This window comes from Citrobacter sp. Cu233, from assembly GCF_030332225.1.
In the GTDB taxonomy this organism is placed as follows: domain Bacteria; phylum Pseudomonadota; class Gammaproteobacteria; order Enterobacterales; family Enterobacteriaceae; genus Citrobacter.
In genome coordinates this window covers 179,015-204,866 of the sequence record NZ_JAOWIF010000042.1, presented here as the reverse complement: position 1 = coordinate 204,866, position 25,852 = coordinate 179,015, and the positions used below count along the sequence as shown (strand labels likewise).

At 52.7% G+C, this 25,852-nt stretch carries 22 protein-coding genes and 1 pseudogene; 15 read left to right on the top strand and 8 right to left on the bottom strand.

Annotation, left to right across the window (positions count from 1 at the left end):
• Window positions 1-5 precede the first annotated feature (5 nt).
• Window positions 6-521, top strand: coding sequence for a GNAT family N-acetyltransferase (locus tag OGX95_RS19530; protein ID WP_286630828.1), 516 nt, complete (start codon window positions 6-8; stop codon window positions 519-521).
• A gap of 87 nt (window positions 522-608) precedes the next feature.
• Here OGX95_RS19530 and tsr read toward each other — a convergent pair whose 3' ends face one another.
• A complete protein-coding gene (gene tsr / locus OGX95_RS19525) occupies window positions 609-2,273 on the bottom strand; it encodes a methyl-accepting chemotaxis protein (protein ID WP_286630648.1) in 1,665 nt (554 codons plus the stop codon).
• A 365-nt stretch (window positions 2,274-2,638) separates the two neighbouring features.
• Between tsr and btsT the strand changes: the two genes are divergently transcribed.
• The 3 genes from btsT to yjiA are packed head-to-tail and all read left to right on the top strand — an operon-like array spanning window position 2,639 to window position 6,003.
• A complete protein-coding gene (gene btsT, locus OGX95_RS19520; RefSeq protein WP_286630647.1) occupies window positions 2,639-4,789 on the top strand; it encodes a pyruvate/proton symporter BtsT in 2,151 nt (716 codons plus the stop codon).
• Between the two features lie 50 nt (window positions 4,790-4,839).
• On the top strand, window positions 4,840-5,034 hold the full coding sequence (locus OGX95_RS19515; protein WP_003830038.1) for a YbdD/YjiX family protein: 195 nt from the start codon (window positions 4,840-4,842) through the stop codon (window positions 5,032-5,034).
• A 12-nt stretch (window positions 5,035-5,046) separates the two neighbouring features.
• Entirely contained in the window at window positions 5,047-6,003 is a 957-nt protein-coding gene (gene yjiA, locus OGX95_RS19510) for a GTPase (RefSeq protein ID WP_286630646.1), read from the top strand.
• A 44-nt stretch (window positions 6,004-6,047) separates the two neighbouring features.
• On the opposite strand, the gene OGX95_RS19505 is transcribed toward yjiA, so the two are convergent.
• Both OGX95_RS19505 and OGX95_RS19500 read right to left on the bottom strand, forming a co-directional pair.
• Window positions 6,048-6,350, bottom strand: a complete 303-nt coding sequence (locus OGX95_RS19505) for a BrnA antitoxin family protein (RefSeq protein ID WP_286630645.1) — start codon at window positions 6,348-6,350, stop codon at window positions 6,048-6,050.
• Window positions 6,337-6,624 (bottom strand): BrnT family toxin, encoded by a 288-nt coding sequence (locus OGX95_RS19500; RefSeq protein ID WP_286630644.1) that lies wholly within the window; start codon window positions 6,622-6,624, stop codon window positions 6,337-6,339. Before OGX95_RS19500 ends, OGX95_RS19505 begins: the two co-directional genes overlap by 14 nt.
• Before the next feature lie 230 nt (window positions 6,625-6,854).
• Between OGX95_RS19500 and hsdR the strand changes: the two genes are divergently transcribed.
• From hsdR to symE, 4 genes are all read left to right on the top strand, one after another.
• Window positions 6,855-9,278: an EcoAI/FtnUII family type I restriction enzme subunit R gene (gene hsdR / locus OGX95_RS19495; RefSeq protein WP_286630643.1), complete on the top strand. Its 2,424-nt coding sequence runs from the start codon at window positions 6,855-6,857 to the stop codon at window positions 9,276-9,278.
• A 75-nt stretch (window positions 9,279-9,353) separates the two neighbouring features.
• Window positions 9,354-10,823, top strand: coding sequence for an N-6 DNA methylase (locus tag OGX95_RS19490; RefSeq protein ID WP_286630642.1), 1,470 nt, complete (start codon window positions 9,354-9,356; stop codon window positions 10,821-10,823).
• Window positions 10,823-12,517: a restriction endonuclease subunit S gene (locus OGX95_RS19485; RefSeq protein WP_286630641.1), complete on the top strand. Its 1,695-nt coding sequence runs from the start codon at window positions 10,823-10,825 to the stop codon at window positions 12,515-12,517. The genes OGX95_RS19490 and OGX95_RS19485 overlap by 1 nt, the downstream gene beginning before the upstream one ends.
• Window positions 12,518-12,732: 215 nt before the next feature.
• A complete protein-coding gene (gene symE / locus OGX95_RS19480) occupies window positions 12,733-13,080 on the top strand; it encodes an endoribonuclease SymE (protein ID WP_286630640.1) in 348 nt (115 codons plus the stop codon).
• A gap of 84 nt (window positions 13,081-13,164) precedes the next feature.
• On the opposite strand, the gene OGX95_RS19475 is transcribed toward symE, so the two are convergent.
• A complete protein-coding gene (locus OGX95_RS19475; RefSeq protein ID WP_286630639.1) occupies window positions 13,165-14,535 on the bottom strand; it encodes a hypothetical protein in 1,371 nt (456 codons plus the stop codon).
• A 172-nt stretch (window positions 14,536-14,707) separates the two neighbouring features.
• Window positions 14,708-14,872, bottom strand: a complete 165-nt coding sequence (locus OGX95_RS19470) for a DUF1127 domain-containing protein (protein ID WP_286630638.1) — start codon at window positions 14,870-14,872, stop codon at window positions 14,708-14,710.
• A 177-nt stretch (window positions 14,873-15,049) separates the two neighbouring features.
• On the opposite strand from OGX95_RS19470, the gene OGX95_RS19465 reads away from it, so the two are divergent.
• Entirely contained in the window at window positions 15,050-16,462 is a 1,413-nt protein-coding gene (locus OGX95_RS19465; RefSeq protein WP_286630637.1) for an aminotransferase-like domain-containing protein, read from the top strand.
• Window positions 16,463-16,505: 43 nt separating this feature from the next.
• On the opposite strand, the pseudogene OGX95_RS19460 reads toward OGX95_RS19465, so the two are convergent.
• A pseudogene (locus tag OGX95_RS19460) lies at window positions 16,506-16,892 on the bottom strand (Rpn/YhgA-type helix-turn-helix domain-containing protein); the annotation flags it as partial.
• Between the two features lie 350 nt (window positions 16,893-17,242).
• Between OGX95_RS19460 and mdtM the strand changes: the two are divergent.
• The gene (gene mdtM / locus OGX95_RS19455; protein ID WP_286630636.1) at window positions 17,243-18,484 is read left to right on the top strand and encodes a multidrug efflux MFS transporter MdtM; all 1,242 of its coding nucleotides are present in this window, start codon (window positions 17,243-17,245) and stop codon (window positions 18,482-18,484) included.
• A gap of 50 nt (window positions 18,485-18,534) precedes the next feature.
• Here mdtM and metC read toward each other — a convergent pair whose 3' ends face one another.
• Both metC and OGX95_RS19445 read right to left on the bottom strand, forming a co-directional pair.
• A complete protein-coding gene (gene metC / locus OGX95_RS19450; protein ID WP_286630635.1) occupies window positions 18,535-19,725 on the bottom strand; it encodes a cystathionine beta-lyase in 1,191 nt (396 codons plus the stop codon).
• A gap of 20 nt (window positions 19,726-19,745) precedes the next feature.
• A complete protein-coding gene (locus OGX95_RS19445) occupies window positions 19,746-20,978 on the bottom strand; it encodes a dicarboxylate/amino acid:cation symporter (protein WP_286630634.1) in 1,233 nt (410 codons plus the stop codon).
• A gap of 224 nt (window positions 20,979-21,202) precedes the next feature.
• Between OGX95_RS19445 and OGX95_RS19440 the strand changes: the two genes are divergently transcribed.
• From OGX95_RS19440 to OGX95_RS19420, 5 genes are all read left to right on the top strand, one after another.
• Window positions 21,203-22,129 (top strand): LysR family transcriptional regulator, encoded by a 927-nt coding sequence (locus tag OGX95_RS19440; RefSeq protein ID WP_286630633.1) that lies wholly within the window; start codon window positions 21,203-21,205, stop codon window positions 22,127-22,129.
• 74 nt (window positions 22,130-22,203) lie between these two features.
• On the top strand, window positions 22,204-23,484 hold the full coding sequence (locus OGX95_RS19435; protein ID WP_286630632.1) for a DUF445 domain-containing protein: 1,281 nt from the start codon (window positions 22,204-22,206) through the stop codon (window positions 23,482-23,484).
• Window positions 23,485-23,628: 144 nt separating this feature from the next.
• Complete coding sequence (locus OGX95_RS19430; RefSeq protein WP_286630631.1) at window positions 23,629-24,780, top strand: double-cubane-cluster-containing anaerobic reductase; 1,152 nt, start codon at window positions 23,629-23,631, stop codon at window positions 24,778-24,780.
• A gap of 9 nt (window positions 24,781-24,789) precedes the next feature.
• Window positions 24,790-25,557, top strand: a complete 768-nt coding sequence (gene yjiL / locus OGX95_RS19425; RefSeq protein WP_286630630.1) for a putative 2-hydroxyacyl-CoA dehydratase activator YjiL — start codon at window positions 24,790-24,792, stop codon at window positions 25,555-25,557.
• Entirely contained in the window at window positions 25,554-25,805 is a 252-nt protein-coding gene (locus tag OGX95_RS19420) for a putative Se/S carrier protein (RefSeq protein ID WP_271442259.1), read from the top strand. The genes yjiL and OGX95_RS19420 overlap by 4 nt, the downstream gene beginning before the upstream one ends.
• Window positions 25,806-25,852: the final 47 nt, after the last annotated feature.

Below are 25,852 nucleotides of genomic sequence, written 5' to 3'. Positions count from 1 at the left end.
CCCTCATGAATCTTTCTTTGCGCCCCACAACCTTGACTGATATCGCGACCCTGCCTGACATCGAATGTTCAGCAGGAGAGCGTTTTCGAGACATCCCCTCGCTTGCATGGATCGCCGACGAGCGTCCTCTTTCGCCCGCGCAACACAGACAATACGTGGAAAAAGAGATGAGCTGGCTGGCGTTGGTGAATCATTGTCCCGTCGGTTTTTTACTGGCGGAAACACTGGACTCCTCGCTATTTATTGCCGAGATTTCTTTGCATCTGCAATGGCAGGGAAAAGGGATTGGCCGCAGATTGATTGACTATGTCGCCGGGCACGCGCGTGAGAAAGGCTTCACCTCACTCACCTTGACCACCTTCCGCGATGTACCGTGGAATGCCCCATTCTATGCAAGATTAGGCTTTGAAATGCTGGCCGATGAAGGGCTAATGCCAACACTGCGCCAGAAAAGAGAAGAGGAAGCGGCGCGTGGTCTGGCGTATGAATTACGCTGTGCCATGCGCCTGATATTGCGCTAATTGCCCGATGGCGGCTCCGCCTTATCGGGCCTACGTAACCTTTCCCCGTTGGCCGGATAAGCGCCAGCGCCATCCGGCATCACAGGCTTAGAACGTTTCCCAGTTATCACCGGCATCCGTTACCGCGGCTTTGCGTGGCTGTACAGTTGCTGAAGCGGGTTTTGTGGTCGCAACATCGCGCGCACGCTGTTGATCATGCTGAATACGGAACACCGCAACGGCCTGAGTCAGACGGCTGGCCTGTTCTTCCAGTGCCGCAGCGGCAGCAGCGGATTCTTCCACCAGCGAGGCGTTCTGCTGCGTCACGCGATCCATCTCAGCAACGGCCAGGCCTACCTGGTCGATACCACGGCTCTGTTCATCAGAAGCAGAAGCGATTTCACCCATGATATCAGTCACACGGGTCACCGCATTAACGATCTCATCCATGGTTTCACCGGCGCTTTCTACCAGTGTTGAGCCCACATCGACACGACTTACCGAATCTTCAATCAGACTTTTGATTTCGCGGGCAGCCTGCGCACTGCGCTGGGCCAGGTTACGGACTTCACCCGCCACCACCGCAAACCCACGTCCCTGCTCACCTGCACGCGCAGCTTCTACTGCTGCGTTAAGCGCCAGGATATTGGTCTGGAAGGCAATGCCGTCGATCACGCTGATAATATCGGCAATTTTCTGCGAACTGGAAGCGATATCACGCATGGTTTGCACCACGTTATCCACCACTTTGCCGCCTTTCTGCGCCGTTTCTGAGGCACTCAGCGCAAGATGGCTGGCCTGACGGGCGTTTTCGGCGTTCTGCTTCACTGTCGCCGTCAGCTGTTCCATGCTGGCCGCAGTTTCTTCCAGAGAAGCGGCCTGCTGCTCGGTACGTGAAGAGAGATCGTTGTTACCCATCGCAATCTCGCTGGCACCGCTATAGATAGCGTTAGCACCATTACGCACATCACCCACGGTGTTCATCAGCTCACCCTGCATGTGACGCAGGCTTTCTGCCAGTTGCCCAATCTCGTTGGACCCTTCTACATCAATGCGCTTTACCAGATCGCCGCTGGCAATATGGCGAATGCTGTCAATCAGACGGTTCATCGGAGAAATAAGAGAAAGTTTGATACCGAACCAGACCGCAACAATCGCCGCCAGCACGGTAATCAGCACACACGCCAGTACCCACATCGCCTGGCTGTAAGAGCTGTTGTTATCTTCAACCGCGATGTCATACAGACGGTCATTCTGCTGCATGTAATTGACATACTGCTTCTCAAAACCATCCTGATAGCTTTGTGTCGGTTGATCAAAGAATGCGTTGATCTTCCCTTCACCCAACAGTTGGATCAGCTCTGCCAGCGCACCATGGTAGATGTCATAGGTGCGGTTGATCTCCTGGAAAGCGGCTTCACTTTGACGCGGGTCACGCGGGAGAGACTCATAGAGCGCCCAGTTTTTTTCCGTCAGTTTCAGCGCCGTGCTCGCTACCTGCATCAGTTCAGCCACGGTCGCACCGCTGCCAATATTGCTCTGATCCATCATGTAGCGAATACCCGCCCGGTTAAGGGTGTTTCGCGTTTGCAGCAGTTCAACCCAGGTGGCATTCAGCGCAGACTGCTGCTGGCGAATGGTTTGCAGAACGGTAAAGTTCTCTTTGTCATTCTTCAGTGAGTTAAAGAACAACCCGCCCGAGGTCAGTTGTAAAACGCCAAACAGCGCCAATACCAGCAGTAAGCTGGTAACAATCTTCATTCGTTTTAACATGTTTTCTCTTTCCGCTAGACAGATGTCAGAATTTTCGGCCTGGAAAGGGAAAACTTTACGAAATTCGTGCTAACTGAATCGATCTCAGCATCGACGATTCGTCGATGTCCGCAGTCAACCAAGGATCGAAAGGCGTTTGTTAGTGATCTCAATCACATAATTACCCCCACTCACCGGCACCAGGAACCGCTCACTGACACTTGGGACCGCTTAAGCTGACATACAACCACTCACTTATTTACCTTACTTTACGCGCGTAACTCTCTGGCAAGATCCTCCCAACATAGCAGTCAATTTATCTCCTCAAACACACAATCAAACCCACACGGCTTCGGCCAATTATTAATCTAATACCAGGTTTTACTATGGATACGAAAAAGATATTCAAGCACATACCCTGGGTGATTCTCGGAATCATCGGTGCATTCTGCCTCTCGGTAGTGGCATTACGTCGGGGTGAACACATCAGCGCCCTGTGGATCGTGGTCGCCTCTGTCTCTGTTTATCTGGTGGCCTATCGTTACTACAGTCTCTACATCGCTCAAAAGGTGATGAAACTTGACCCGACGCGTGCCACGCCGGCGGTCATCAACAATGATGGTCTGAACTACGTACCAACCAACCGTAACGTGTTGTTCGGCCACCACTTTGCCGCTATCGCAGGTGCAGGTCCGCTGGTTGGGCCGGTTCTGGCCGCGCAGATGGGCTACCTGCCCGGAACGCTGTGGCTGCTGGCCGGTGTGGTACTGGCTGGTGCGGTGCAGGACTTCATGGTGCTGTTTATCTCTTCCCGCCGTAACGGCGCGTCTCTCGGTGAGATGATCAAAGAAGAGATGGGCCCGGTACCGGGAACCATTGCGCTGTTCGGCTGCTTCTTAATCATGATCATCATCCTCGCGGTACTGGCGCTGATCGTGGTAAAAGCGCTGGCAGAAAGCCCGTGGGGTGTGTTCACCGTCTGCTCAACCGTACCGATCGCGCTGTTCATGGGTATCTACATGCGATTCCTGCGCCCAGGACGTGTGGGTGAAGTGTCAGTGATTGGTATTGTGCTGCTGGTTGCTTCTATCTACTTCGGCGGTGTGATTGCACACGACCCGTACTGGGGCCCGGCGCTGACCTTTAAAGACACCACCATTACCTTTACGCTTATCGGCTACGCGTTTATCTCCGCGCTGCTGCCGGTATGGCTGATCCTCGCACCGCGCGACTATCTGGCGACCTTCCTGAAAATCGGCGTTATCGTCGGTCTGGCGGTAGGTATCGTTATCCTTAACCCAGAGCTGAAAATGCCGGCGATGACCCAGTACATTGACGGTACCGGTCCGCTGTGGAAAGGTGCGCTGTTCCCGTTCCTGTTTATCACCATCGCTTGTGGTGCGGTATCTGGCTTCCACGCGCTGATTGCTTCCGGTACAACGCCGAAACTGCTGGCCTGTGAAACCGACGCGCGTTTCATTGGTTATGGCGCGATGCTGATGGAATCCTTCGTCGCAATTATGGCGCTGGTTGCTGCGTCCATCATTGAACCGGGTCTGTACTTCGCAATGAACACCCCGCCTGCGGGCCTTGGCATCACCATGCCGAACCTGCATGAAATGGGTGGCGAGAACGCCCCGCTGATTATGGCGCAACTGAAAGACGTCACCGCACACGCGGCGGCAACCGTCAGTTCCTGGGGCTTCGTGATTTCGCCTGAGCAGATCCTGCAAACCGCGAAAGACATCGGTGAGCCGTCCGTTCTGAACCGCGCAGGTGGCGCACCAACGCTGGCAGTCGGTATCGCCCACGTGTTCCACAAAGTGCTGCCGATGGCGGACATGGGCTTCTGGTACCACTTCGGTATTCTGTTTGAAGCACTGTTCATCCTGACCGCTCTGGATGCAGGTACCCGTTCTGGCCGCTTTATGCTGCAGGATTTACTGGGTAACTTCGTTCCGTTCCTGAAGAAAACCGACTCGCTGGTTGCTGGCGTCATCGGTACGGCAGGCTGCGTAGGCCTGTGGGGCTACCTGCTGTATCAGGGCGTGGTTGACCCGCTGGGCGGCGTGAAGAGCCTGTGGCCGCTGTTCGGTATCTCTAACCAGATGCTGGCGGCTGTGGCGCTGGTTCTGGGCACTGTGGTACTGGTTAAAATGCAGCGTACCAAGTACATCTGGGTTACCGTGGTTCCGGCAGTATGGCTGCTGATCTGCACCACCTGGGCGCTGGGTCTGAAACTGTTCAGCACCAACCCGCAGATGGAAGGCTTCTTCTTCATGGCGAACCAGTACAAAGAGAAGATTGCTAACGGCGGTGAACTGACCGCACAGCAGATTGCCAACATGAACCATATCGTCATCAACAACTACACCAACGCAGGCCTGAGTATTCTGTTCCTGGTGGTGGTGTACAGCATCATTTTCTACGGGTTCCGCACCTGGCAGAAAGCCCGCACCATCAACGGTCGCTCTGATAAAGAGACACCGTATGTACCGGTGCCGGAAGGCGGCGTGAAGACCTCTTCACACCACTAAGATGTAATCAGCCCCGCTCCGGCGGGGCTTTTCGCTTATCAGGATTGTTTATGTTTGGTACTTTAGGTCAGGCAAAAAAATACCTCGGTCAGGCGGCGAAGATGTTGATTGGTATTCCGGACTACGACAACTACGTCGAGCACATGAAGACCAACCATCCCGATAAGCCGTACATGACCTACGAAGAATTCTTCCGCGAGCGCCAGGAAGCCCGCTACGGTAGCGGCGGAAGCAGTTGCTGTTAGAAGGAGATGTGAATGACCCCGATTGCAGTTACCCTACTCACCGGTTTTCTTGGCGCAGGTAAAACCACCCTGCTGCGCCATATTCTCAACGAGCAGCACGGTTACAAAATTGCCGTTATCGAAAACGAATTCGGCGAAGTCTCGGTGGACGATCAGCTGATTGGCGACCGCGCCACGCAGATCAAAACGCTGACCAACGGCTGCATCTGCTGTACCCGCTCCACTGAGCTGGAAGACGCGCTGCTCGATCTGCTCGACAACCTCGACAAAGGCACCATCAATTTTGACCGCCTGGTGATTGAGTGTACCGGCATGGCCGATCCCGGCCCGATTATTCAGACCTTTTTCTCCCATGAAGTCATTTGCGAACGCTACCTGCTGGACGGGGTGATTGCGCTGGTTGATGCGGTACATGCCGACGAGCAGATGAATCAGTTCACCATCGCCCAGTCGCAGGTTGGTTACGCCGACCGTATCCTGCTGACCAAAACCGACGTAGCCGGTGACAGCGAGAAACTGCGTGAACGCCTGGCGCGCATCAACGCCCGCGCCCCGGTGTATACCGTGACCCATGGCGATATCGACCTCTCTTTGCTGTTCAACACCAACGGTTTTATGCTGGAAGAGAATATCGTCAGCGCCAAACCACGCTTCCACTTTATCGCCGACAAGCAAAATGATATTTCCTCAATCGTCGTCGAGCTGGATTACCCGGTGAACATCAGCGACGTGTCGCGGGTAATGGAAAACCTGCTGCTGGAATCCGCCGAGAAACTGCTGCGCTACAAAGGTATGCTGTGGATTGAAGGTGAGCCAAACCGCCTGCTGTTCCAGGGCGTGCAACGCCTGTACAGCGCCGACTGGGACCGCCCGTGGGGCGACGAACAACCACACAGCACCCTGGTGTTTATCGGCATTAACCTGCCGGAAGACGAGATCAGAGCAGCGTTTGCGGGATTGAAGAAGTAACGTCCTGCTGATTTGCCCGGTGGCACTCATCGGGCATCAACTCACTATTTCTTATTTTGCTCGCGCAGCATCGCTTCGCGCAAAATGGCATTAAGGCGCGTCTGGTATCCTTTTCCAGGGCGTTTCAGCCACTCCATCACATCGGCATCAATACGCACAGACGCCTGCGTTTTCAACGGGCGAAAAAACTTACCGCGATTAGCCTCTGACCACTGCTCATCTTCGGTTGCGGGAATATCGCTGTAATCAATATCATCATCCAATTTATTCGCCAGCGCCTTCAGTTCAGCGTCATGCTGAGCATTCAGCGCGGATGCGCTGCCGCGTTTATGTTTAACCATGCTCATAACGATTCCTCTCTTTACGGTCTGCCTTTCTGGCGCTGATGATGCGAATAATTTCATTCCCACTTTCAAACCGAACACTATGTGCAACCAGAATAACCACGATACCGTGCATCATTCCAATGGTCTGCCACCGATACTCACCGTTCTCATAACGGTCCTGACGCGACAAATGCCGGGGATCGTCAAATACCAGAACAGCATCCTCAAAGCGAACACCATGTTTACGGTGGTTACTTTGTGCCTTGTTTGCATCCCACTCAAACTCCGTTGGCATGAATTTCATCCCTGATTGTATATACAAAAAAGTATATACAATTATCTTACGATTATAGCGAAATTGTTGGAAATAGCATCACGTTTTGCGTAGATGAGAGGTATTAGTGCTGAATCAGAAAGAATCTCTACCAACATTACAGTTTCAACTTAAACCTCTGCCTCAAGTCATAGTCAGCCCCTTGATTTTATGTACAATCGAGGTGGTCCTGATTAAATCGAGAGCGCCCAATGGCTGACCTGAACCTGAGTACCCTGACGGAAGCAGACATCATCACCAAACGCGTTATGCCCGCCATCCTTGATGCTGGCTGGAACGACACAACGCAAATCAGACAAGAGGTCAAACTCCGGGACGGTAAGGTCATCGTGCGTGGCAAGGTTGCAGCGCGCAGAACCGTGAAATCCGCCGATATCGTGCTCTACCATAAATTAAACATGCCGTTGGCGGTCATCGAAGCCAAAGCCAATAAACATGAAATCGGCAAAGGCATGCAGCAGGCGCTGAGTTATGCCCATCTGCTGGATGTTCCCTTTGCGTTTGCTTCTAACGGTGATGGCTTTATCTTCCACGATAAAACGGCAACCGGCGCGATTGAGCGAGAAATTACCCTCGACGAATTCCCAACGCCTGACGAATTGTGGCAAAAATACTGCGTCTGGAAAGGCTACACCGAAGCCCAGCTCCCGGTGATTACCCAGGACTACTACGACGACGGCAGCGGCAAATCACCGCGTTATTACCAGCTACAGGCCATCAACAAAACCATCGAGGCCGTTTCCGCCGGGCAGAACCGCGTTCTGCTGGTGATGGCGACCGGAACAGGGAAAACCTATACCGCCTTCCAGATTATCTGGCGCTTATGGAAAGCGAAAAGTAAAAAGCGGATCCTGTTCCTGGCCGATCGCAATATTCTGGTCAACCAGACCAAAACTAACGACTTCCTGCCGTTTGGCACGGCGATGACCAAAGTCAGCGGGCGCACCATCGACCCGGCGTATGAGATCCACCTCGCGCTGTACCAGGCCATCACAGGCCCGGAAGAAGAGCAAAAAGCCTTTAAACAAGTGGCACCGGATTTCTTTGACCTGATTGTGATCGACGAATGCCATCGCGGTAGCGCCTCGGAAGACAGCGCCTGGCGCGAAATCCTCGACTATTTCAGCGCCGCCACGCAGATTGGCTTAACCGCCACGCCGAAAGAAACTCATGAAGTCTCCAGCACCGATTACTTCGGCGACCCGGTATATATCTACTCGCTGAAAGAAGGCATCGAAGACGGCTTTCTTGCCCCTTACAAAGTGGTGCGTGTCGACATCGACGTCGATCTCCAGGGCTGGCGTCCCACCAAAGGCCAGACGGATAAAAACGGCGAGCTGATCGACGATCGTATCTACAACCAGAAAGATTTTGACCGCACGATGGTGATTGATGAACGCACCGAACTGGTGGCGAAAACCATTACCGATTACCTCAGGCGCACCAACCCGATGGATAAAACCATCGTCTTCTGTAACGACATCGATCACGCAGAACGCATGCGCCGCGCGCTGGTCAATCTCAACCCGGATCAGGTCAAAAAGAACGACAAGTACGTGATGAAAATCACCGGCGATGATGACATCGGCAAAGCCCAACTGGAAAACTTTATCAACCCAAAGAAAGACTATCCGGTTATCGCCACCACCTCCGAACTGATGACCACCGGCGTGGATGCCAAAACCTGCAAACTGGTGGTGCTGGACCAGAACATCCAGTCGATGACCAAATTCAAGCAGATCATCGGTCGCGGCACCCGTATAGATGAACGCTACGGCAAACTGTGGTTCACCATTCTCGATTTCAAAAAGGCCACCGAATTGTTCGCCGACGAGCGCTTTGACGGCATCCCGGAAAAGGTGATGGCGACCACGCCGGACGATATCGCCAACCCGGACTCTGATTTCGAAGAGCAGTTCGACGAGGTTCCCGAAGATACCGAAGATGAGGTGACGGGCGCCAATGAAGACCCCGCCCCGTATACCGTCATCGGTTCAGACGATGTCGGCCCGCTGCCGGAAGACGACGAGAACAAAGTGCGTAAGTTCCACGTCAACGGCGTCGCTGTCGGCGTAATTGCCCAGCGCGTGCAGTATTACGACGCCGACGGCAAGCTGGTGACCGAATCCTTCAAAGACTACACCCGCAAAACGCTGCTCAAAGAGTACGCCTCGCTGGATGATTTCACCCGCAAATGGCAGGACGCCGAGCGCAAAGAAGCCATTATCAGGGAGCTGGAACAGCAGGGGATTATCTGGGAAGTGCTGGCGGAAGAGGTCGGTAAAGAGCTCGACCCGTTCGACATGCTGTGCCACGTGGTGTATGGTCAGCCGCCGTTAACCCGCAAAGAGCGGGCAGAGAACGTGCGTAAGCGCAACTACTTCACCAAATACTCCGATGCCGCGCAGGCGGTGCTGAATACGCTGCTGGATAAATACGCCGACGCGGGCGTGCAGGAAATAGAGAGTATCCAGGTGCTGAAGCTCAAGCCGTTCGACAGCATGGGTACGCTGCCGGAGATCATTAAAAGCGGATTCGGCGACCGTAACGGGTATAATCAGGCCATCAGCGAGCTGGAGAGCGAAATCTACCACTTACCGCCCCGCTCCGCGTAACCACCTCCCCTTTTGTGCCTTCTGCTGCCAGCGCGTAGCAGAAGGCCTTATTGTTAATGAAACATGGAACACATCATGTCAATCAGTTCAGTTATCAAATCATTACAGGACATTATGCGCAAAGACGCCGGCGTGGACGGCGATGCGCAGCGCCTCGGCCAGCTCTCCTGGCTGCTGTTTCTGAAAATCTTTGACGCCCAGGAAGAGGCGCTCGAACTGGAGCAGGATAACTATCAGTACCCGATCCCGCAGCGCTACCTGTGGCGCACCTGGGCGGCGAACGCCGAAGGCATTACCGGCGATTCCCTGCTGGAGTTCGTCAACGATGATCTGTTCCCGGCGCTGAAAAACCTCACCGCAAATATCGATAAGAACCCGCGCGGCTTTGTGGTCAGACAGGCGTTCAGCGATGCCTATAACTACATGAAAAACGGCACTCTGTTGCGTCAGGTGATCAACAAGCTCAACGAAATTGACTTCACCAGCGCCAGCGAGCGCCACCTGTTCGGCGACATTTATGAACAGATCCTCAAAGATCTGCAATCCGCGGGCAATGCTGGTGAGTTTTATACCCCGCGCGCCGTCACCCGCTTTATGGTCGATCGCGTCGATCCGAAGCTCGGCGAGTCAATTATGGACCCGGCCTGCGGCACCGGCGGCTTCCTCGCCTGCGCGTTCGATCATGTAAAAAATAAATACGTGAAGAGCGTGGCCGATCACCAGACGCTGCAACAGCAGATCCACGGCGTGGAGAAAAAGCAGCTCCCGCACCTGCTGGCGACCACCAATATGCTGCTGCACGGCATTGAAGTGCCGGTGCAAATCCGTCACGACAACACCCTCAACAAGCCGCTGTCGTCGTGGGATGAACAGCTGAATGTGATCGTCACCAACCCGCCGTTCGGCGGCACCGAAGAAGACGGTATCGAGAAGAACTTCCCGGCAGAGATGCAGACTCGCGAAACGGCGGATCTGTTCCTGCAACTGATCGTTGAAGTGCTGGCGAAAAACGGCCGCGCGGCGGTGGTACTGCCGGACGGTACGCTGTTTGGCGAAGGCGTGAAAACCAAAATTAAAAAGCTCCTCACCGAGGAGTGCAACCTGCACACCATCGTGCGTCTGCCGAACGGCGTGTTTAACCCGTACACCGGGATCAAAACCAACCTGCTGTTCTTTACCAAAGGCCAGCCGACCAAAGACATCTGGTTCTACGAGCACCCGTACCCGGCGGGGGTGAAGAACTACAGCAAAACCAAGCCGATGAAGTTTGAAGAGTTCCAGGCCGAGATCGACTGGTGGGGCAACGAGGCCGACGGCTTCGCCAGCCGCGTCGAGAACGAGCAGGCGTGGAAGGTCAGCATCGACGAGGTGATTGCCCGCAACTTTAACCTCGATATCAAAAACCCGCACCAGGCGGAAACCGTCAGCCACGATCCGGATGAACTGCTGGCGCAATATGCGAAGCAGCAGGAAGCGATTCAGACCCTGCGCCACCAGCTGCGCGATATCCTCGGCGCGGCGCTCTCCGGCAAGGAGGCCAACTGATGGCGGTGGAAAAACTGATTGTCGACCATATCGATACCTGGACCACGGCGCTGCAAACCCGCTCCACCGCCGGGCGCGGCAGCTCGGGTAAGATCGATCTGTATGGGATTAAGAAGCTGCGCGAGCTGATTCTGGAGCTGGCGGTGCGCGGCAAGCTGGTGCCGCAGGATCCGAACGACGAACCGGCCTCGGTGCTGCTGGAGCGTATTGCGGCGGAAAAGGCCGAGCTGGTGAAGCAGGGGAAAATTAAAAAGCCCAAGCCGCTGCCGGAGATTAGCGAGGAGGAGAAACCGTTTGAGCTGCCGGAGGGGTGGGAGTGGACAAGATTTGGTAATATATTCAAAGTGTCATCTGGAGATGCATTAACCTCCAACCAAATGAATACTCTTGGAGAATATCCTGTATTCGGAGGTAATGGAATCAATGGCTACCATGATTCATACAATGTTGCGAAGAGAACATTAGTCATCGGAAGAGTTGGTTATTATTGTGGTTCAATTCATATAACACCTAATCATGCTTGGGTAACTGATAATGCCTTTATCACTCATTTTTCAGAAAGTAACTTTGATTTAGACTATGTTGAAATACTACTGAAAGCGACAAATTTGAAAGAGGATGAAAGCGCAACCGCACAACCAGTAATTTCAGGAAGAAAAATATATCCTATTATTCTTGCTGTACCACCACTCGAAGAACAAAGAAAAATCGCAAAGAAAACATATGAACTTCTAGGCCTTTGTACACACCTAGAACAGCACTCCCTGACCAATCTGGATGCCCATCAGCAGCTGGTTGAAACCCTACTAACCACGCTAACCGACAGCCAGAACGCCAATGAACTGGCCGTAAACTGGACGCGAGTCAGCGAGCATTTCGACACGCTATTTACCACCGAAGCCAGCATTGACGCCTTAAAACAGACCATTCTGCAACTGGCGGTGATGGGCAAACTGGTACCGCAGGATCCGAACGACGAACCGGCCTCTGAATTGCTCAAACGTATTGCGCAGGAAAAAGCGCAGCTGGTAAAAGACGGGAAAATTAAAAAGCAAAAACCGTTGCCGCCGATTAGTGATGAGGAAAAACCGTTTGAACTTCCAGATGGGTGGGAATGGTGCAGAGTATCTGAAGTTGCAATGTTTACGACATCAGGTTCACGTGACTGGGCCAAATATTACTCTGAAAGTGGTGCACTATTCGTAACTATGGGTAATCTATCAAAAAATTCTTATGACCTGAGAATGGATAATCGCCGTTACGTTAATCCTCCTGAAAATGGTGAAGGATTAAGAACTAAGCTGGAACCATTTGATTTAATCATTTCTATAACTGGTGATGTCGGTAATCTTGGTTTAATCCCCGAAGATTTAGGTTTAGCATATATAAACCAGCACTCTTGTTTATTGAGATTCATTCCAATCTGCAGAAATTACTATTTCCCGGAGTTAATGCGTTCACCATTAGCTAAACTTCAATTCAATGCACCACAAAGGGGTATAAAAAATAGTTTTCGTTTGAGCGATGTGGAAACCATAGTAATACCGTTACCACCTTATAAAGAACAAATTCTCATTGCCGAAAAAATCAGAGTGCTAATGAATATATGTGACGTTCTAAGAGCAAGTATTCAATCCGCCCAACAAACCCAGCTCCACCTGGCCGACGCCCTCACCGACGCCGCCATAAATTAACCCTCCTCCTGAAACCAATAAAGCGGCTAAATATCCGCTTTATTCCCATCACCAGAAATAATCCTTCCCTTCATCCGCGCCGTTATTTTCATTCATTTTCAGCTGGACTTTCCTTCTATTCCCTGATGATATGTACAGGTATTTTTCGCAAGACGCCCGTGCTGCAACACGAGCGCCTCGCTAATCACAATCACTATTTTCAAGGAATAGCCATCATGACTACCCCGCATTCTATTGCAGAATTCACCGATCCAGAAGTCTCCCCGGAAAATAACCGTAAAGGCACCGTCAGTTACGCGAGCCGCTTTGAAGATCATCAGCGTATCCCGGCAATTATCATGAAAGGCCAGTGGCTTGAAGCTGCCGGTTTTGCCACCGGCACCAAAATTGATATCAAAGTGATGGACGGCTGTATCGTGCTGACGGCAAAGCCGCCGGAGCCGGAAGAGCCCGCATTGCTACAGTCGCTGCGTCGGGTGTGCAAGCTCTCCGCACGTAAACAGCAGCAGGTACAGGAATTTATCGAGGTGATTTCGGGCAAATCCCGCAAACAGGAAGAGTAAAATCAAATACCCGGCAGGCCGAGCGCTGCCGGGTAATACGGAGTGTTACACTACCGCCTGTGTTAATTTCTACCTGAACCGTATCTACTCAGGAAGATCCGTCAGCGTGTTTACATTGAGCGGAATAGTGCTCTTGCCTTTGAAAGGGTGCGCAATCTCTCCTTGACCCGTCAGGTCACGATGTGTTGTTGCAGTTACCGTCTGCTTTTGTGCCGCAGGCTTCGCCGGGGGTGGCCTTTTCGCAGTTGTACCCACTATGGATTGTTGTGCTGGTGGTGCCTGCAACGGTGTGGAGACTTCTACTGCCGGAGTAAACAGAGGCTTAAACTCAATAAATCCACCAACACTGCTGCTTATCGCACTGTAGCCAATAGCTACTGGATGTGGGAATGTTTGTACCATCGAGACTCCCATGCTGGAAACGCTGGTGACGGTTCCCGACGCACCGGGTGCAGAAGGCGTCATTGACTGCGCCAGTTGATACATCGACTTTTGCAGAGCCGCAAGCTGAGACTGTAACGACTGCCCGTTTTGGTTTTCAGGTGCTGAACCTCCGTCGCCTCCACTGCTGGCACCGCCAGAGGGTTTAATTTTCACCAGTTCCGCTTCAATATCCTGCGCCTTCTTCGATAATTCCACCAGCCTGGCAACCGTGGCTGAAGCCTGCATGCTAAAACCCTTATCAGACGTGATAGAAACATTAATACGTCTGGTGTAATAAACATCGGTGACAAAAACAATACCCGGTTTTAGATCGCTATATTGTGAATCACGCGAACGTAAGCCATTAATTCTGGCGTTCATCACCTCTTGCAGATAATAAAGATCGTAAATATTACTGATCGATAATGAATGTCGATACTCACGATATTTTTGCAAAGCACGCCGCAGATCGATGCTGATCATTTCAGCATTAGGCACCGAATATGAGACGGTATAGCTCACTTTTCCGCCAGCCCCACCTGCTATACCCCCTGCTTCCGTAGGAACATTAATACCTAAAGCCCCTTCAGTTGAGGACGCAAACGTAAAACCAGGAAATGCCACAACACCATTAATACGTTTTTTACTTTCAGGATAGGGATAGAACGGTTCAGGAATGCTATTTCCTCCCTTGCCATCAGGTATTGTTCCCGTCAGCGGCAGTTCCATAACCTGTTGTTCATTAGCCAGTTCTCTACTCATATCGACATGATCGTAGCGCAACGGCCTAATCATATAATATTTTGCGGGTAGGCGATTTATCGTTCTGTCGCCAGCAATCGGGACAATGTAGATATCACCGGGGAAGAAACGTTCTCGTGGGGGGTATAGCGGATAAATCCCCAACTGGCTGGTATTTTTTGACCACTCTTGCGCCACCACGCCCGGTTTATTGCTACTGCAACTAACAGCCACCATCGCGCAAGCTGGCATCAAAACAAAATATAAACCGCGCATAATTTTTGCATTCATTTCCACATTCCCCCCTACTATTCTTAATAGTAAGGTTAAGCTGTGAATAAACACTGTTATGTCAGAAGATAGTTTTGTCTTATTCTGGGAAATCATTCACAAGTGGTATTTTAAATATGCGGGTCAAAAAAATATCTTAACCCGCCCCAGACATCAGGAAATTGACAATGGATCACTCCACCTGATCGCGTCGCAACCCGACATCGCGGAGCCGCTCGTCGCTCATATGATGCAATATACGCCGCGTTTGCGCCCGTAGTCGCCAGCGTTTTATCGCCTGCCAAATCTGCACAAATCCAATAAATGGCTGCTTAGCTTTATTCTCGTGAAATTCCATACTTTACCTCCCCGTCTTGCCAGAGGCTTTATGTTCACGGATTTGGCCAGGTACAATACAGACTCACAAAGTACTTTTATTTATCATACAGATTGGTTAAAAAGGACTCTGCATCGCATTAATTACGCCAATCTGTACTGGTTTTTTAATCTGTATGGTACCCGTGAGGGATACAGCATGACCCGTTACCAACATCTGGCCAATCTGCTGGCCGAACGTATTGAACAAGGGCTGTATCGTCATGGCGAAAAGCTGCCCTCGGTGCGCAGTCTGAGTCAGGAGCACGGCGTCAGCATCAGCACTGTACAGCAGGCTTATCAAACACTGGAGCAGCGACAGCTAATCACCCCCCAGCCGCGCTCCGGCTACTTTGTCGCCCCACAAAAAGCGCAACCCCCCGTACCGCCAATGTCACGGCCTGTCCAGCGCCCGGTCGAGATAACCCAGTGGGATCAGGTGCTGGATATGCTAAAAGGCCACGCGGACAAATCCATCACGCCTTTCAGCAGCGGCGTTCCCGATATTAATCAACCCAGCCTGAAACCACTGTGGCGCGAGTTAAGCCGCGTAGCGCAGCACAATCTGAAAGCGATTTTGGGCTACGATGAAATATCCGGGTGCCGTGAACTGCGCAGTCAGATTGCGCGCCTGATGCTGGACAGCGGTTCAGTCGTCAATGCGGATGATATTGTCATCACCAGCGGCAGCCAGAGCGGAATGTCGCTGGCGCTGCTGACGGTCTGCCAGCCAGGAGACATTGTTGCCGTTGAATCGCCCGCCTACTACGGCACAATGCAGTTGCTGCGCGGCTTAGGGATTAAGGTTATTGAAATCCCGACCGATCCGGATACCGGTATCAGCATTGAAGCACTGGAGCTGGCACTGGATCAGTGGCCGATCAAAGGAGTGCTGCTGGTGCCCAACTGTAACAACCCGCTCGGGTTTATTATGCCGGATGCGCGTAAGCGAGCAGTGCTCGCCCTCGCCCAACGCCACGATATTGTGATTTTTGAAGATGATGTTTATGGCGAGCTGGCAACGGAGTACCCACGCCCACGCACAATTCACTCCTGGGACAGCGACGGTCGGGTTCTGCTGTGCAGTTCATTTACCAAATCCGTAGCGCCAGGTCTGCGCGTCGGTTGGGTCATTCCCGGTCGCTATTATGACAAGCTGCTGCACATGAAATACGCGGTCATTGGCACCAACGTTCCTGCCACGCAGCTGGCGGCGGCCACCTTTGTGCGCGAAGGCCATTACCATCGTCATATCCGACGCATGCGCCAGATTTATCAGCGCAATATGGAAATCTACACCTGCTGGGTACGGGAGTACTTCCCCTGCGAGATCTGCGTCACCCGACCAAAAGGCGGCTTTATGCTTTGGGTCGAACTGCCATTGCAGGTTGATATGGTCTGCGTAGCTAAACAACTCTGTCGGCTGAAAATACAGGTCGCACCGGGATCGCTGTTCTCCGCATCCGGAAAATATCGCAACTGTGTGCGTATTAACTGCGCGTTGCCGCCCAACGAGAAGCACCGGGAAGTGATGCAAAAGCTCGGCGAGGCGGTAAAGGTGGCGATAGAATAAATTGAATGCCCGGTCGCGTAAGAGTACACCGTTTCCGTAATACCTAATGGCTCAGGTTATAAAGCTCATCAGTGGGAAGGCGGGTAATTTTTTGTACCGTACTGATCTCGATACCATCAGCCAGCATGGTGCGAGCAATACGCCGTGCTTCAGCGCGTTGACCTTCGATAAGCCCTTCCTCTCGGCCTTCTTGTCGACCTTCCAGCCTGCCTTTTTGTAATCCTGCTTCATGCAGCCTTTCTGCAATCGTCATCAAATTCTCCTTATGTTGTGGTGAACGTTCGGCAACCTCACGGATAAACTCATTGAAGCGAGGTGCATCGCCGGTGCACAAAATATAATTAAACAGTGTCTTAATCTGGCTGTCATTAGTGGACCCGGTAACGAGCAGAGAAACAATTTGTTCGACCAACCCCATAAGATCGCGCTGCGGTTTTTGCACAGCCTTACTATCTGTTAAGCGTGGTGATTTTCTACAAATAAAGAGGATAAACTCGTTTAATTAATATCCAGTCCGCATTACACTGCGGATGACTATTATCCGTTCAACTTATTATTCCCGAGGTGCGATGTGCTGATGATTACCTGTAATCGTTACGTTTTCTGACCTGAGTCTGAGAACGTTTCTCCTGTTTGCGCCTCGCGCAGGCAGCGTTTTTGATTACATGAAATTCAGTACATTTGCAGTCTGCTTTTTTCTGCCATCGGTCTGACGTCTCAAAGACGGTATTGAATTTCGCTATTCTCGTTGAGGGTTTTCTCCCGACAAGGAGCTGTTTTATGCAACGGATTCTCGCGTTTTTCGCTCAACGCGCCACGACGCTATTTTTCCCTATTGCGCTGATTTTGTATGACTTCGCGGCCTATCTGTCGACGGACTTGATCCAGCCTGGCATCATCAATGTCGTGCGCGATTTCAACGCCGATGTCAGCCTGGCACCGGCTGCGGTCAGCCTGTATCTGGCGGGAGGGATGGCGTTACAGTGGCTGTTAGGCCCGCTTTCCGATCGGATTGGCCGCCGACCAGTGCTGATCGCAGGGGCGTTAATCTTTACGCTGGCCTGCACGGCGACACTTTTCACCACCTCGATGACACAATTTCTGGTCGCGCGTTTCGTGCAGGGCACCAGCATCTGCTTTATCGCCACCGTCGGTTATGTCACGGTGCAGGAGGCCTTTGGGCAAACAAAGGCCATTAAGCTGATGGCGATTATCACCTCCATTGTGCTGGTTGCCCCGGTGGTCGGCCCGCTCTCCGGGGCGGCGCTGATGCACTTTGTCCACTGGAAGATCCTGTTTGCCATTATCGCCGTCATGGGGCTTATCGCCCTGGTTGGGTTAGCTCTGGCGATGCCGGAGACCGTCCAGCGCGGTGCGGTACCGTTCAGCGCGCGCAGCGTACTGCGTGATTTCCGCGACGTTTTTCGCAACCGGGTGTTCCTGTTTGGCGCAGCCACGCTGTCGTTAAGCTATATCCCGATGATGAGTTGGGTAGCGGTCTCTCCGGTGATCCTGATTGACGCTGGCGGCATGACCACATCGCAGTTTGCCTGGGCGCAGGCTCCGGTATTTGGCGCCGTGATCGTTGCCAATATGGTGGTGGTTCGTTTTGTGAAGGACCCGACCCGACCGCGATTCATCTGGCGCGCCGCTCCCATTCAGCTCAGCGGACTGGCGGTGCTGATTGTTGGCAATTTACTGTGGCCACATGTGTGGCTGTGGTCAGTGCTGGGAACCAGCTTGTATGCGTTTGGTATTGGGATGATCTTCCCGACGCTGTTTCGTTTTACGCTGTTTTCCAACAACTTACCAAAGGGTACGGTTTCCGCATCGCTGAATATGGTGATCCTGACGGTGATGGCAGTATCGGTCGAAATCGGACGCTGGCTGTGGTTTAACGGCGGCAGGATTTCATTTCACCTGCTGGCAGTTGTGGCGGGTATTGCCGTTGTTTTCACGCTGGCAGAATTATTAAGACGTGTACGCCAGCACGAGGCAACAGCGCTAGCCACCGAGAATTAAAACTTGCCGGATGCAGTGCAAACACTGCATCCGGCATTAATCACATTACGTTATGCGATGCGCGCAAACCCCGCTTCAAGATCGGCAATCAGGTCGCCAATATCCTCAAGGCCAATATGCACCCTGACCAGCGTGCCGCTGAAATCGACATCCCCGGCCGGGCGAATGCTGTTCAGCTCTTCCGGCTGGTTGGCCAGAATGAGCGACTCGAATCCGCCCCACGAATAGGCCATATGGAATAGCGAGAAGTTATCGAGGAAATCCGCCATCTGCTCGTCGGTCAGTCGCTTTTTCAGCACAAACGAGAACAGGCCCGAGCTGCCGGCAAAGTCACGCTGAAAATACTCGTGCCCCGGACACTCCGGTAACGCCGGATGGTTCACCCGCGCCACGTCCGGCCTTGCCGACAGCCAGCGGGCAATATGGATGCTGCTTTCCTGATGCTGTTTAAGACGCACAGCCAGGGTACGCAGCCCTCGGCTACCGTTGTAGGCCGTATCGGCATCCAGCGTTTGCCCCATCAGGTAAGAGTTCTCGCGAAGGCGATCCCAACAGCGGGCGTTGGACACCGCCGTCCCCAGCATGCCGTCCGAATGCCCAATGGTGTATTTCGTGCCTGCCTGAATAGAAATATCCACACCGAAATCCAGCGCCCTGAACAGCACGCCCGCCGCCCAGGTGTTGTCGATCATGATGACGATCTCCGGGTTCACCGCGCGGATCGCCTTCACCATTCCCGGCACGTCCTGCACTTCCATGGTGATTGAGCTGGGGGATTCCAGGAACACGACCTTCGTTTCCGGACGCAGAAGATCAACAATGCCTGCGCCAATCAGCGGATCGTAATAGGTAGTTTCAACGTTGAATTTACTCAGGATCTTATTACAAAAATCCTGAGTTGGCTCGTAGGCGGCACCTGTCATCAGGATATGATCGCCGCTTTGGACGAATGCCAGAATCGCATTGGTCACTGCCGCGGCCCCGCACGGGTACAACGCACAACCCACTCCCCCTTCCAGTTCACTCATTGCTTTCTGGAAAGCAAAGTGCGTGTAGGTTCCGCGACGGCCGTAAAACAGTTCGCCGTTCGCACGATTGGCGGTGGCAAATTTTTTGTCCGTCACGGTATCAAACACCAGCGAAGAGGCGCGTTGGATCACCGGATTCACCGCGCCCTGGGTGTAGCGCTTATCGCGTCCAGCAACGACCAGATGCGTTTCAAGCTTCATTGCGTCTTTCATAACTTCTCCTGTTTCTTAATCTATACAACGGCGGCAGTAGAATTCAGTTCAGCGTTGGTCTGTTTTTTTCCAGCGAACCGTTCAACAATCTGTGCCGCATTCAAATCGTGGATTACGTTAATCAGCGTGGCTGGTGCATCGGTAATGGTGCCCAACACCACCAGCATCGGGATCGCTTCCATCGGCAGGCCGAGCGTAGTCACGATAAAAATTTCACCGAGGAACGCCCCACCCGGTACACCACCGACGATAATGGCGGAGAGCACCGCAATCAGCATGGTCAGGAAGAAGGTCTCGGTGGTGAACTCCATGCCGAGCACGGAATAGATAAAGACAATTTTCAGCGCGGCAATCATCGCCACACCGCCTTTATTCAGGTTAACCAGCAGCGGAATAGAGACATCAACGATTTCCGGGTTGATCCCCATCGCCTTACCGGCACGCAGCGTCACCGGCAGCGTACCCAGCGAAGAACAGGTCCCCAGCGCGGTAGCCGAGGGTTCAATCGCATTACGCCAGAACGCTTTAACCGCCGGGATGCCACCGCCTATATATGAATAGAGAATAGAGCCCAAAACGAAGTAGACCAGCGTGGCAACCATAAACAGGCCAATGGCGCGGGCAAAGGTTAACAGCAGAGCAGAATCCTGACTGGCCATGGTGGCGGCGAAATAGCAGCCAAGGCCAACCGGTGCCACTTTCATAATGATCGAGACGATCTTCATGATCACGGTATTAGCATCTTCCAGCAGCGACGCAATACGTTTACCCGCCTGATCCGACTGACCAATAGCGACCCCGGCGATGATCGCCATCACAATCAGGGCCAGAATATTGGACTTAGAAAACAGTCCGATAAAATCACTGGTGGTGATCATGCTGACAAAATCCATCTTACCGCTGCCTGCCTGCACGGACTGCGAGAGATCGATAGTGACGCCCTGCGCCGGGTTATACCATAGCGCCAGCGCCACGATCCCGGCAGCCGGAATAAAGGCCATCGCGATCGAAACAATAAAGATGATTGCCATAATACGTCCCAACCTTTTCAGGTCGGTCATACTGGCGATAGAGGACATGACGCTGATCCCCACCAGCGGCACAATAATCATAAATAACAGGTTTAAAAATATCTGACCTATTGGCTGGAGCTTGCTGGCAAACGTCGGGGCATAAATACCTAATAAGCCGCCAATCACCAGAGCAACTAATAAAATAATCGATGATCTGTAGGGTTCGAGTCGTGACCACATAATGGGTACCTTTTAAATTAAATAATATTTAATGAGATTAAATTCACAATTTGATGAGTTTTTGCTTAGCCCCCCGATATTTTGTGACGCAACTCACTTAAGTTGTTATTTTTTCATTTTGCCAGCGAGTTGTTTCCTGTGATTCAATAGTTGCATGTTTAAAATGCGAATGTAACGGCCTATTCGTACCGTTTTTGCAAATCACTTGTGAATTAAAGGAAACTATGGGCACGCCGATTTCACTCAAGCATCTGGAGTTTTTCGTCAAAATCGTCGACTGTGGAGGTTTATCGGAGGCTGCCGCTCAGCTTAATGTGTCGCCGTCGGCGGTCAGCAAAAGCCTGACGGCGATGGAAGATACGCTAGGGACGACATTAATTAAACGCACCACCCGCAGTATTACCCTGACCGATGCCGGGCAATATTTATTTAACCGCGCCAATAAGTTACTGACAGAATTTGATGAAACGCTGAATACCACCTCTGGTTATTATCACAGCCCGCAGGGGGAATTACGCATAACCTGTTCCATTGCTTTTGGTTATTCGCGGCTGGTAAATCTGGTGGATAAATACCGTTCACAGTTCCCCGATGTAAACCTGTATATCGATCTCAACGATAACTTCGTTAATCTGAATGAAACAGATTTCGACATCGCCCTGCGTATCTCCACCGCACCACCGCAGAACTATGCCATGCGCAAGCTGGTGCCTATCCGCTGGGCGTACTGCGCGTCGCCCGGATACCTTGCCAAAAAAGGTATGCCCCAGCGCCGAAGCGATCTGGTGGATCATGACTGCCTGGTTTACCCCGGTCTCACACCGGTGCTGAAGGTGGCCGATGAACAGGATCGTCTGCATCAGTTGAAGCTGCATATGCCTATCCAGGCTAACAGCAGTCTGGTATTACTGAAGTCAGTGCTGGAAGATCAGGGCGTGGCGTATTTACCCACCTATCTGATTGGTGACCATATTCAAAAAGAGGAGGTTACGCCGCTGATGCTCGACGGCACCATTACCTGTGAAACCCACGCCCTGTATGCGCTCTATTTTCCCAGCAAGTACAGCAATCCGAAGGTGCGCTCGTTTATCGATTTTCTGGTCGCAGAACTTGGCCCACTACCGGCCTGGGATAACTGGATCCCTGGATAAGCGCTTCCCATCTAAAATGGGAGGCACACCACAAATTTTGCGCGATCCCGCCGTCTGGCTCTATCCTTAAGCCTATGAATAAAATTGCTGAACTCAAACGCGCCAAACGACTGGCGCTCTCTCTGCTGCTGATCGCTGCCGCTACGTTCGTCATTACGCTGTTTCTGCCGCCTAACTTCTGGGTGCTCGGGATCAAGGCGATTGCCGAAGCAGCGATGGTGGGCGCACTGGCGGACTGGTTCGCCGTGGTCGCGCTTTTCCGCCGGGTGCCGATCCCATTTATCTCGCAACATACGGCGATTATCCCGCGCAATAAGGACAGAATTGGCGAAAACCTTGGACAGTTTGTGCAAGAGAAATTCCTCGATACCCAGTCTCTGGTGGCCCTTATTCGTCGCCATGAACCGGCACTGTTGATTGGCAACTGGTTTAGCCAGCCGGAAAACGCCCAACGCATCGGCCAGCATCTGCTGCAAATCATGAGCGGATTTCTCGAACTGACCGACGACGCCCGCATACAGCGGCTCATAAAACGGGCGGTGCATAAGGCTCTCGACAAGGTTGATCTTTCCGGCACCAGCGCACTGATGCTGGAAAGCATGACCAAAAACAACCGCCATCAGGAGCTACTCGATACGCTAATTGCACAACTGATCGCCTTGCTACAGCGCGACAGTTCACGGGCATTTATCGCCCAGCAGGTAGTGCGCTGGCTGGAGACCGAGCATCCGCTCAAAGCGAAGATCCTGCCGACCGAATGGCTGGGCGAACACAGCGCCGGGTTGGTCACTGATGCCGTCAACTCTCTGCTGGATGATATCAGCCACGATCGGGCACATCAGATCCGCCACGCCTTCGATCGCGCCACATTAAGGCTTATCGGGAAGCTCAAACACGATCCGGAAATGGCCGTCCGGGCAGAGAGTCTCAAAAGCTATCTGAAAGAAGACGAAGCCTTTAATCGTTATCTCGGCGAGCTGTGGTCGGATCTACGCCAGTGGGTGAAAACCGACATTAACGCCGAAGATTCCCACGTGAAGCAGCGCATCGCCAGCGCCGGACAATGGTTTGGCGAAACGCTGGTTGCCGACGGCGCCCTGCGCACTTCACTGAATGAGCATCTGGAACAGGCCGCACGCAAGGTCGCGCCAGAGTTCGCCAGCTTCCTGACGCGCCATATTAGCGACACGGTGAAAAGCTGGGATGCCCGCGATATGTCACAGCAAATTGAGCTGAACATCGGCAAAGATTTGCAGTTCATTCGCGTCAACGGCACGCTGGTTGGCGGCTCTATCGGACTGGTGCTATACCTGTTGTCGCAAATTCCGTCCCTGCTGACGCTGGCGAATTTTTAAGGAGAACCACGAACAGAGGGCTCTGACCGTCACTTAACGACATCAATGTGACACATCGCGAGGAAGATCAAGAAATACACATGAATTGCAGGGTTATAATGCGGCGTCTTTTTACTGTCTCCCGTGTTACGGGGAAGGAAAATCATGTCGCTAATCACTGATTTACCCGCCATTTTCAACCAATTCTCCGACGCCCGTCAGAAAGGTTTTCTCACCGTCATGGATCTTAAAGAGCAAGGTATTCCGCTCGTGGGGACCTATTGCACCTTTATGCCGCAGGAGATTGCAATGGCAGCGGGCGCGGTCGTCGTTTCCCTATGCTCGACCTCTGATGAAACCATTGAAGAAGCCGAAAAAGATCTGCCGCGGAACCTGTGTCCGCTAATTAAAAGCAGCTACGGGTTTGGCAAAACCGACAAATGCCCCTACTTCTATTTCTCTGACCTGGTAGTGGGCGAAACCACCTGCGATGGTAAAAAGAAAATGTACGAGTACATGGCCGAATTTAAAGCGGTACATGTAATGCAACTGCCCAACAGCGCCAGCGATGCGGCTTCCCGTGCGCTATGGAAAGCCGAGATCCTGCGTCTGCAACAGGCTGTCGAAGCCCGTTTTGGCACAGCCATTACCGAAGCGGCGCTGCGTGAAGCCGTTATTCTCAAAAACCAGGAACGGCGGGCGCTGGCGAATTTCTACCGCGTGGGTCAACTTAACCCCCCCGCACTTAGCGGCAGTGACATTCTGAAAGTCGTCTACGGCGCCACCTTCCGCTTTGATAAAGAAGCGTTGATCGACGAGCTTAATAGCATGGCCGAGCGCGTACATCTGGAATGGCAGGCAGGAAAACGTCTGGCATCACGACCCCGTATTCTGATCACCGGTTGCCCCATTGGCGGTGCAGCAGAAAAAGTCGTTCGTGCCATTGAAGAAAACGGCGGTTGGGTCGTGGGTTATGAAAACTGCACCGGCGCAAAAGCCACCGAACAATGCGTGGCGGAAACCGGCGATGTCTACGACGCGCTGACTGATAAATACCTTTCCATCGGCTGCTCCTGTATTTCTCCTAACGATCAACGTCTGAAAATGCTCAGTCAAATGGTTGAAGAGTACCAGGCTGACGGCGTCGTCGATGTCATTTTGCAGGCTTGCCATACCTACGCCGTTGAATCGCTCGCGATAAAGCGTCATGTACGCCAACAGCACAACATTCCTTATATCGCGATTGAAACCGACTACTCCAGCGCAGATATCGGCCAGCTCAGTACCCGCGTCGCCGCATTCATTGAAATGCTGTGAGAAACGCGGATGACATACTCAATTGGGATTGATTCTGGATCCACGGCGACGAAAGGCATTTTGCTGGAAGGTAACGTCATCAGGCGCCGCTTCCTCTGCCCAACGCCTTTTCGCCCCGCAGACGCGATCGCGCAGGCATGGGAAACGTTGCAGGCTGGGCTGGAGAACAGGCCTTTTTTAACCCTCACCGGGTACGGACGGCAGCTCGTCGATTATGCCGACAAACAGGTCACTGAAATTTCCTGCCACGGACTTGGTGCGCGATTGCTGGCTGCCGGTACCCGCACAGTCATTGATATCGGTGGCCAGGACAGTAAAGTCATCCAGTTGGATGACGATGGTAATCTCAGCGATTTCTTAATGAATGACAAATGTGCGGCCGGAACCGGACGATTTCTGGACGTCATCTCACGCACCCTCGGAGCCAGCGTAGAGCAGTTGGATACGATTACTACTGGCGTCGAACCGCATGCTATCACCAGCATGTGTACCGTATTTGCCGAGTCAGAAGTCATTAGCCTGCGCTCTGCGGGCATTGCGCCAGAGGCGATTCTGGCTGGCGTGATCAACGCGATGGCCAGACGCAGCGCAAACTTCATCGGGCGGCTTTCAGCACAAGCACCGCTGTTATTTACCGGAGGAGTCAGCCACTGTCATGCCTTTGCCCGTATGCTTGAAGAGCATGTAGGCATTCCCGTACACACGCACCCCGACGCACAGTTTGCCGGAGCAATCGGGGCTGCGCTGATAGGCCAGCGTCAGGGGAAACGTCAGTGAAGGAAACGCTGTTCTTGTTTCATTCCACCGTTGGTGTCATCAAAATGCGCAAGACGCTACAGGCCGCAGGAGTCCGCTTTCGGGTGGCGGATATTCCCCGCGAGCTACGCGGTGGCTGCGGACTCTGTATCTACATAGACTGTGTTGCTGGTATGGAGGAAGAATGGGTGATCCCAGGTCATACCGAATCTATCTACCGCCAGGAAAACGGAGACTGGCGCTGTATAGCCGCGTTCCCCGCCTCCTGAACATGCCGGATTAGCGTGAAACGCGGCTATATACTCGAATTATCCAG

What these genes read in the sequence shown, in the direction of transcription:
- OGX95_RS19530 (WP_286630828.1), top strand. Translation starts at nt 6, where the DNA reads ATGAATCTTTCTTTGCGCCCCACAACCTTGACTGATATCGCGACCCTG.
- tsr (WP_286630648.1), bottom strand. Translation starts at nt 2,273, where the DNA reads ATGTTAAAACGAATGAAGATTGTTACCAGCTTACTGCTGGTATTGGCG.
- btsT (WP_286630647.1), top strand. Translation starts at nt 2,639, where the DNA reads ATGGATACGAAAAAGATATTCAAGCACATACCCTGGGTGATTCTCGGA.
- OGX95_RS19515 (WP_003830038.1), top strand. Translation starts at nt 4,840, where the DNA reads ATGTTTGGTACTTTAGGTCAGGCAAAAAAATACCTCGGTCAGGCGGCG.
- yjiA (WP_286630646.1), top strand. Translation starts at nt 5,047, where the DNA reads ATGACCCCGATTGCAGTTACCCTACTCACCGGTTTTCTTGGCGCAGGT.
- OGX95_RS19505 (WP_286630645.1), bottom strand. Translation starts at nt 6,350, where the DNA reads ATGAGCATGGTTAAACATAAACGCGGCAGCGCATCCGCGCTGAATGCT.
- OGX95_RS19500 (WP_286630644.1), bottom strand. Translation starts at nt 6,624, where the DNA reads ATGCCAACGGAGTTTGAGTGGGATGCAAACAAGGCACAAAGTAACCAC.
- hsdR (WP_286630643.1), top strand. Translation starts at nt 6,855, where the DNA reads ATGGCTGACCTGAACCTGAGTACCCTGACGGAAGCAGACATCATCACC.
- OGX95_RS19490 (WP_286630642.1), top strand. Translation starts at nt 9,354, where the DNA reads ATGTCAATCAGTTCAGTTATCAAATCATTACAGGACATTATGCGCAAA.
- OGX95_RS19485 (WP_286630641.1), top strand. Translation starts at nt 10,823, where the DNA reads ATGGCGGTGGAAAAACTGATTGTCGACCATATCGATACCTGGACCACG.
- symE (WP_286630640.1), top strand. Translation starts at nt 12,733, where the DNA reads ATGACTACCCCGCATTCTATTGCAGAATTCACCGATCCAGAAGTCTCC.
- OGX95_RS19475 (WP_286630639.1), bottom strand. Translation starts at nt 14,535, where the DNA reads ATGAATGCAAAAATTATGCGCGGTTTATATTTTGTTTTGATGCCAGCT.
- OGX95_RS19470 (WP_286630638.1), bottom strand. Translation starts at nt 14,872, where the DNA reads ATGGAATTTCACGAGAATAAAGCTAAGCAGCCATTTATTGGATTTGTG.
- OGX95_RS19465 (WP_286630637.1), top strand. Translation starts at nt 15,050, where the DNA reads ATGACCCGTTACCAACATCTGGCCAATCTGCTGGCCGAACGTATTGAA.
- mdtM (WP_286630636.1), top strand. Translation starts at nt 17,243, where the DNA reads ATGCAACGGATTCTCGCGTTTTTCGCTCAACGCGCCACGACGCTATTT.
- metC (WP_286630635.1), bottom strand. Translation starts at nt 19,725, where the DNA reads ATGAAAGACGCAATGAAGCTTGAAACGCATCTGGTCGTTGCTGGACGC.
- OGX95_RS19445 (WP_286630634.1), bottom strand. Translation starts at nt 20,978, where the DNA reads ATGTGGTCACGACTCGAACCCTACAGATCATCGATTATTTTATTAGTT.
- OGX95_RS19440 (WP_286630633.1), top strand. Translation starts at nt 21,203, where the DNA reads ATGGGCACGCCGATTTCACTCAAGCATCTGGAGTTTTTCGTCAAAATC.
- OGX95_RS19435 (WP_286630632.1), top strand. Translation starts at nt 22,204, where the DNA reads ATGAATAAAATTGCTGAACTCAAACGCGCCAAACGACTGGCGCTCTCT.
- OGX95_RS19430 (WP_286630631.1), top strand. Translation starts at nt 23,629, where the DNA reads ATGTCGCTAATCACTGATTTACCCGCCATTTTCAACCAATTCTCCGAC.
- yjiL (WP_286630630.1), top strand. Translation starts at nt 24,790, where the DNA reads ATGACATACTCAATTGGGATTGATTCTGGATCCACGGCGACGAAAGGC.